Annotated in this window: 7 protein-coding genes; 2 read left to right on the top strand and 5 right to left on the bottom strand. The window is 69.5% G+C overall.

Features of this window, described 5'->3' with window-relative positions:
* From E1161_RS20770 to E1161_RS20755, 4 genes are all read right to left on the bottom strand, one after another.
* A partial coding sequence (locus E1161_RS20770) for a formate dehydrogenase subunit delta (RefSeq protein ID WP_132625845.1) occupies positions 1-204 on the bottom strand: 204 nt, incomplete at its 3' end.
* Positions 201-3,011: a formate dehydrogenase subunit alpha gene (gene fdhF / locus E1161_RS20765; RefSeq protein ID WP_132625843.1), complete on the bottom strand. Its 2,811-nt coding sequence runs from the start codon at positions 3,009-3,011 to the stop codon at positions 201-203. The genes fdhF and E1161_RS20770, both read right to left, overlap by 4 nt.
* A 3-nt stretch (positions 3,012-3,014) precedes the next feature.
* Positions 3,015-4,544: a formate dehydrogenase beta subunit gene (locus E1161_RS20760; protein WP_132625841.1), complete on the bottom strand. Its 1,530-nt coding sequence runs from the start codon at positions 4,542-4,544 to the stop codon at positions 3,015-3,017.
* A complete protein-coding gene (locus E1161_RS20755; RefSeq protein ID WP_132625839.1) occupies positions 4,541-4,999 on the bottom strand; it encodes an NAD(P)H-dependent oxidoreductase subunit E in 459 nt (152 codons plus the stop codon). The genes E1161_RS20760 and E1161_RS20755 overlap by 4 nt, the downstream gene beginning before the upstream one ends.
* Before the next feature lie 384 nt (positions 5,000-5,383).
* Here E1161_RS20755 and E1161_RS27320 point away from each other — a divergent pair, with 384 nt between their 5' ends.
* Both E1161_RS27320 and E1161_RS20750 read left to right on the top strand, forming a co-directional pair.
* Complete coding sequence (locus tag E1161_RS27320) at positions 5,384-5,542, top strand: hypothetical protein (RefSeq protein WP_165939888.1); 159 nt, start codon at positions 5,384-5,386, stop codon at positions 5,540-5,542.
* A gap of 155 nt (positions 5,543-5,697) precedes the next feature.
* The gene (locus tag E1161_RS20750; RefSeq protein WP_132625837.1) at positions 5,698-6,030 is read left to right on the top strand and encodes a bifunctional 3-phenylpropionate/cinnamic acid dioxygenase ferredoxin subunit; all 333 of its coding nucleotides are present in this window, start codon (positions 5,698-5,700) and stop codon (positions 6,028-6,030) included.
* 70 nt (positions 6,031-6,100) lie between these two features.
* On the opposite strand, the gene E1161_RS20745 is transcribed toward E1161_RS20750, so the two are convergent.
* Entirely contained in the window at positions 6,101-7,183 is a 1,083-nt protein-coding gene (locus tag E1161_RS20745) for an S-(hydroxymethyl)mycothiol dehydrogenase (RefSeq protein ID WP_132625835.1), read from the bottom strand.
* Positions 7,184-7,236: the final 53 nt, after the last annotated feature.

Below are 7,236 nucleotides of genomic sequence, written 5' to 3'. Positions count from 1 at the left end.
GAGGCGGGCTGCTGCCAGGGCCAGGGGGTCCATGTCCTGGGGTGGGGAGTCGACGAGGCTGTCGATTTCGGCCCTCATCCTCGGGTCCCAGAACATCTTGATGTGGTGGGCCACCTCCCGCTCCGCCTGGCGGGACGGGAGGTGCGCGAACTGGATGGCGATGTCGTTGGCCATCCGCACCTGCGGCGAGACGTCGGCGCTCATGACTCGCTCAACACCGCCTCCCGCTGCTCGGCGTCGGCCTCCTCCGCGCTGGTCCCCCTGGCGACCTGCACGGCGGTGACCTTGTACTCAGGGCAGTTGGTGGCCCAGTCGGAGTTCTCGGTGGTCACCACGTTCGCACCGGTCACCGGGTGGTGGAACGTCGTGTACACCACGCCGACCGGCATCCGGTCGGAGATCTTCGCGCGCAGCGACGTCGTGCCGACCCTGCTGGACAGGTTCACCACGTCGCCCGAGGAGATGCCCCGGTCCTCGGCGTCGTGCGGGTGGATCTCCAGCACGTCCTCCGGGTGCCAGGCGACGTTGGCGGTGCGGCGGGTCTGCGCGCCGACGTTGTACTGCGACAGGATGCGCCCGGTGGTGAGCACCAGCGGGAACCTGCGGGTGCTGCGCTCGCGGGTCGCCACGAACGGGGTGAGGACGAACTTGCCCTTGCCGCGCACGAACTGCTCGGCGTGCATGATCGGCGTGCCTTCGGGTGCCTGTTCGTTGCACGGCCACTGCACGCTGCCCAGCTCGTCCAGTTTGCCGAACGAGACGCCCGCGAAGGTCGGTGTCACCGAAGCGATCTCATCCATGATCTCGCGCGGGTGGTCGTAGTGCATGTCGTAGCCCATGGCCTGTGCGATCTCGCAGGCGACCTGCCACTCGTCCTTGCCGCTCTTGGGCACCATCACAGGGCGGACCCGGTTGATCCGCCGCTCGGCGTTGGTGAACGTGCCGTCCTTCTCCAGGAACGACGTGCCCGGCAGGAACACGTGCGCGAACTTGCTGGTCTCGTTGAGGAACAGGTCCTGCACAACGACGAGTTCGAGCGCCGAGAGCGCCGCCGCGACGTGCTGGGTGTTGGGGTCGGACTGGGCGATGTCCTCGCCCTGCACGAACAGCCCCCGGAAGCTGCCGTCGACGGCGGCGTCGAACATGTTCGGGATCCGCAGTCCCGGTTCGGGCAGGATCGGACGCTCCCAGAGCTCCTCGAACACCTCGCGCACCGCGTCGTCGGCGACGTGGCGGTAACCGGACAGCTCGTGCGGGAACGACCCCATGTCGCAGGAGCCCTGCACGTTGTTCTGCCCGCGCAGCGGGTTGACGCCCACGCCCTCGCGGCCGATGTTGCCGGTGACCATGGCGAGGTTGGCCATGCCCATCACCATCGTCGAGCCCTGGCTGTGCTCGGTGACGCCCAGCCCGTAGTAGATCGCGCCGTTGCCGCCGGTGGCGTAGAGCCGCGCGGCCTCGCGGACCTGCTCGGCGGGAACACCGGTGATCGACTCGACCGCTTCGGGGCTGTTCTCCGGGCGGGCGATGAACTCCGCCCACTCGTCGAAGCCCTCGCAGCGAGAGGCCACGAACGACTCGTCGGCCAGCCCCTCGGTGACCACCACGTGCGACAGCGCGTTGACCAGCGCGACGTTGGTGCCCGGCGCGAGCTGCAGGTGGTGGGAGGCCTCGACGTGCGGGCTGCGCACCAGGTCGATCCGCCGCGGATCGATGACGATGAGCTTCGCGCCTTCCCGCAGCCTGCGCTTCATCCGGGAGGCGAACACCGGGTGCCCGTCGGTCGGGTTGGCGCCGATCACCACGATCACGTCGGACTCCGCCACGGAGCGGAAGTCCTGCGTGCCCGCCGAGGTACCGAACGTCTGCTTGAGGCCGTAGCCGGTCGGCGAGTGGCAGACGCGGGCGCAGGTGTCGACGTTGTTGTTGCCGAACGCCGCACGCACCATCTTCTGCACCACGTAGACCTCCTCGTTGGTGCAGCGCGAGGAGGTGATGCCGCCGATGGCGTTCGAGCCGTGCCGGGCCTGGATGGCGCGGAACTTCTCGGCGACGTAGGAGATCGCCGTCTCCCAGTCGGTTTCGCGCCACTCGTCGGTGGTGCGCTCGCGGATCATCGGGTTGAGCTGCCGGTCCGGGTGGGTGGCGTAGCCGAAGGCGAAGCGGCCCTTGACGCAGGAGTGGCCCTCGTTGGCGCCGCCGTCCTTGTACGGCACCATCCGCACCAGCTCGTCGCCGCGCAGCTCGGCCTTGAACGAGCAGCCCACGCCGCAGTAGGCGCAGGTGGTCAGCACCGAGCGGGTCGGCATGCCCAGGTCGACCACCGACTTCTCCTGCAGCGTGGCAGTCGGGCACGCTTGCACGCACGCACCGCAGGACACGCAGTCGGACTCCAGGAACGGGTCACCGGCACCGGCCGCGACCTTGGAGTCGAAGCCGCGCCCCTCGATGGTCAGCGCGAAGGTGCCCTGCACCTCGTCGCAGGCCCGCACGCAGCGGGAGCACACGATGCACTTGGAGGCGTCGAAGTCGAAGTAGGGGTTGCTGCTGTCGGTGGGCGCGTCGAGGTGGTTGGCGCCCTCGTAGCCGTAGCGGACCTGGCGCAGGCCGACCACGCCGGACATGTCCTGCAGCTCGCAGTCGCCGTTGGCCGCGCAGGTCAGGCAGTCCAGCGGGTGGTCGGAGATGTAGAGCTCCATGACGCCCTGGCGCAGCTTCTCCAGCCTCGGCGTCTGCGTGCTGACCGCCATGCCCTCGGCGACCGGTGTGGTGCACGAGGCCGGGGTGCCCTTGCGGCCGTCGATCTCCACCAGGCACAGCCGGCACGAGCCGAACGCCTCCAGGCTGTCGGTGGCGCACAGCTTCGGGATGTCGGTGCCGGACTCGGCCGCGGCGCGCATCACCGAGGTGCCCTCGGGCACGGTGACCGGCACGCCGTCGATCTCGACGGTGACGGTGGCGTCCCCCGCTTTGGCCGGGGTGCCGTAGTCGGGTTCCTTCAGCAGACTCATCGCCTACTTCGCCTCCTTCAGGAAGTCTTCGGGGAAGTGCGCCAGCGCGCTGCGCACCGGGTTCGGGGTCAGCCCGCCCATCGCGCACAGCGACCCGTCGGTCATCAGCTCGCACAGGTCGCCCAGCACGGCGAGGTTCCCGTCGCGGTCCTGGCCCCCGACGATGCGGTCGACGACCTCGACGCCGCGCACCGCACCGACCCGGCACGGGGTGCACTTGCCGCAGGACTCCTCGGCGCAGAACTCGAACGCGAAGCGCGCCATCGCCGCCATGTCCACGGTGTCGTCGAAGACGGTGATGCCGCCGTGCCCGAGCATCGCCTGCGCCTCGGCCAGCGCCTCGTAGTCCATCGGCAGGTCGAACCGCTCGGGCGGCACGTAGGAGCCCAGCGGCCCGCCGATCTGCACCGCGCGCACCGGCCTGCCGGACCGGGTGCCGCCGCCGTAGCCGTTGACGAGCTCCTCGATGGTGATGCCGAAGGCGGATTCGAAGACGCCGCCGCGCGCGATGTTGCCCGCCAGCTGGAAGACCTGCGTGCCGCGCGAGCGCTCCACGCCGAGCTCGGCGTAGGGCCGGCCGCCGTCGGCCAGGATCGCCGGGACGCTGGCCAGGGTGAGCACGTTGTTGACCACCGTGGGCTTGCCGAACAGCCCGGTGATCGCCGGGATCGGCGGTTTGGAGCGAACCATGCCGCGCCTGCCCTCCAGGCTCTCCAGCATGGAGGTCTCCTCGCCGCAGATGTAGGCACCGGCACCGACGCGCAGGAACAGGTCGAACTCCAGCTCCGATCCGAGCACTCCCCCACCGAGCCAGCCGACCGCGTAGGCCGCGTCGATCGCGCGGCGCAGGGTGCGCACGGCGTCCGGGTACTCGGAGCGGACGTAGATGTAGCCCTCGGTGGCACCGACCGCGTGGGCGGCGATGGTCATGCCCTCGATGAGGCAGAACGGGTCGCCCTCCATGAGCATCCGGTCGGCGAAGGTCCCGGAGTCGCCTTCGTCAGCGTTGCAGCAGACGAACTTCGCGGGCCCGTCGGCCTTCAGCACGGTGTTCCACTTGATGCCCGCGGGGAACCCGGCGCCGCCGCGCCCGCGCAGCCCGGAGGTGGTGACCTCCTCGACGACCTCGGCGGGTGCGGAGGCCAGCGCGGCGCGCAGCCCGCGCAGGCCGCCGTGCGCCTCGTAGTCCGATGTGGACAGCGGGTCGGTGACGCCGACGCGGGCGAAGCACAGCCGCTGCTGGTCGCGCATCCACGGCAGGTCCTCGACCACGCCCTGGCACAGCTCGTGGTCGGCTCCCCGCAGCATCCCGGCCGCCAGCAGTTCCGGCACCTTGCCCGGGGTGACGGGGCCGTAGCCGACTCGACCGCGCTCGGTCTCGACCTCGACCAGCGGTTCGAGCCAGAGCATGCCGCGAGAACCGTTGCGCACCAAGCGGATCGGTTCGTCGGTCGCCTGCTGGATCGCTGCGGCGACGTCGTTCGCGCCGACCGAGACCGACGCGGAGTCCTGGGGTACGTAGACGGTGATCACGCGTTTCCCTCCGCGAGGATCTCGACGAGCCGGCTGCGATCCACCCGGCCGTGCAGCCTTCCGTTGATCTGCGCGGAGGGCCCGAGCGCGCAGTTGCCCAGGCAGAACACCTGGTCGAGGGTGACCGAGTGGTCGGGGGTGGTCTGGCCGACCTTGACGCCGAAGACCTGCTCGGCGTCGGCCACGAGCCGTTCGGCGCCGACCGACTGGCACGCCTCGGCGCGGCAGATCTTGACCGTGCTGGTCCCCGCGGGTTCGGAGCGGAAGTCGGTGTAGAAGGAGATGACCCCGTGGACGTCGGCCCGCGAGAGGTTGAGCTCTTGCGCCAGGACCGGAACGACTTGCGGATCGATCCAGCCGAACTCCTGCTGGAGGTGGTGCAGGATGGGCAGCAGGGCTCCGCGCTCGCCCCGGTGCGCTTCGACAACGCCGCGCACGCGTTCCGCTATCGTCATCTGCGGCTCCACTCCGTTGTAGATTGGGTCTACCGTCGCGCCGCGTCGCCCGAAGTTCAACGCACGCTTTTTTATGCATCGATAAGCACCGCGTATCGATGCGGACTCCGCGTCACCGGATTGCCCGCATCATCGCTGGGCAGGGCCCTTTCTCGGACTATTTCCGCGTCTTTCCCCGCTTTTTCGCGCACGCTGCGATCCCGTCCGCTACCAGCGTTTTCACCCATACGCGTCAGTTCATGATCGTCTTCTCGGGCACCCGGGCAGCGCCGCTGGTTTTCGCCCCGCTGCCGCTCGTGCGAGCTTGTCGCGCACTCGTCCCGCCCGGCTTGCCCAGGTGTCACGAGTGCGCCTAACTTGAATTTCCAGCGCGGAATTCGGGAATTGTCGCCCGAACCACCCCGCTCCCGCTGCGGCCGGAAAACGCCACCGGCCGAGACGAAACCTGAGGAGAATGCGATGACCTGGGAAACCCCTGGATACACCGTGATCGACGTCTGCGCCGAGGTCACCGGTTACCTGCACCGCGCCGACGAGGACTGATCCACCGCTCCCACCACGCGGCTCGAACCGCACGAGTGCCGCAAGGACCTCACCAGATCCGCCCGCGGATCGATCGAGGGCCTTGCGGCACCGTCGTCAGCGGGGCCGGTGCGACCGCCGGCTCCACCGGAGCTCTGGCGGAAGGAGTGACATCGATGCCCCCGGCCACGCATCGAGTCCGAGTGTGCGGAGTGCACGAGTTCCCGCCCGGGACCGTCAGACGGCTCAACACGCTCCCGCCGGTAGCGGTGTTCAACGTCGCCGGGCGGCTCTACGCCATCGACGACGTGTGCTCGCACGCCTGGGCGGTGCTCAGCGACGGTCATTTCGACGGCACGTCGCTGGAGTGCCCGGTGCACCTGTCCCGCTTCGACGTCCGCAGCGGAGAACCCCTCTGCCCTCCTGCCACCGAACCGCTGCGCACCCACCAGGTCGAGATCTCGGGGGACGAGGTGGTGGTCCACGTGGACATAGGCCGTCCCCTGTGACCACCGGACCACCGCGGAGTCCGCGAAGCCGCAGGTCCTCCCACCTGCGAGACCGACTTCGGTGCGGGGTTCAGAAGACGACGACGGAGCGCAGGACTTCCCCGCGCTGCATCTTGGCGAAGGCGTCCTCGACCTCGTCGAGGGTGATCTCCTCGGTGACGAACTTGTCGAGGGGCAAGCGGCCCTGCTGGTGGAGGTTGGTGAGCATCGGGAAGTCCCGGCTGGGCAAGCAGTCGCCGTACCAGGAGGACTTCACCGCGCCGCCTCGCCCGAAGACGTCCAGCAGCGGGAGCTTGATCTCCATCTCCGGGGTCGGCACACCCACCAGCACCGCCGTGCCCGCCAGGTCGCGGGCGTAGAACGCCTGCTCGAAGGTCTCCGGCCGGCCGACGGCGTCGATGACGACGTCAGCACCGTTGCCTCCGGTGAGCGACCGGATGGCGGCCACCGCATCGGTCTCGGCGGCGTTGACGGTGTGGGTGGCTCCGAACTCCTCCGCCCAGGCGAGCTTCTTCGGGTCCCGGTCGACGGCGATGACCTTCTCCGCACCTGCCAGCGCCGCACCTGCGATCGAGCCGTTCCCGACTCCACCGCAGCCGATCACGGCCACCGAGTCACCGCGCGTCACGCCACCCGTGTTGATCGCCGCACCGATCCCGGCCATGACGCCGCACCCGAGCAGCGAGACCACGACCGGCCGTGCGGCCGGGTCGACGCGCGTGCACTGGCCGGCGTGGACGAGCGTTCGCTCGCTGAACGCCCCGATCCCCAGTGCCGGGGACAGTTCCGTGCCGTCCTCCAGCCGCATCGGCTGGTCTGCGTTGTTGGTGTCGAAGCAGTACCAGGGCTTCCCGCGCGAGCAAGCGCGGCACTGGCCGCACACCGCGCGCCAGTTGAGCACCACGAAGTCGTTCTCGGACACGTCCGGCACACCGGGCCCCACCGCTTCGACGACACCGGCGGCCTCGTGGCCGAGCAAGAACGGGAACTCGTCGTTGATGCCGCCTTCCCGGTAGTGCAGGTCGGTGTGGCAGACACCGCACGCCTGCACCCGCACCAGCACTTCACCGGGGCCCGGTTCGGGCAGGTCGATCCGCACCACCTCGACCGGCTCACCCTTCCCCCGTGCGATCACCGCGCGCGACTTGATCATTCGATGCATCCTCTCCCACAAGGGCGCCGGTGGCGGCGAGAGCGGTCGGGGAC

The organism is Saccharopolyspora aridisoli (assembly GCF_004348445.1).
Lineage (GTDB): Bacteria > Actinomycetota > Actinomycetes > Mycobacteriales > Pseudonocardiaceae > Saccharopolyspora > Saccharopolyspora aridisoli.
This window is presented reverse-complemented; position numbering and strand designations above follow the sequence as displayed.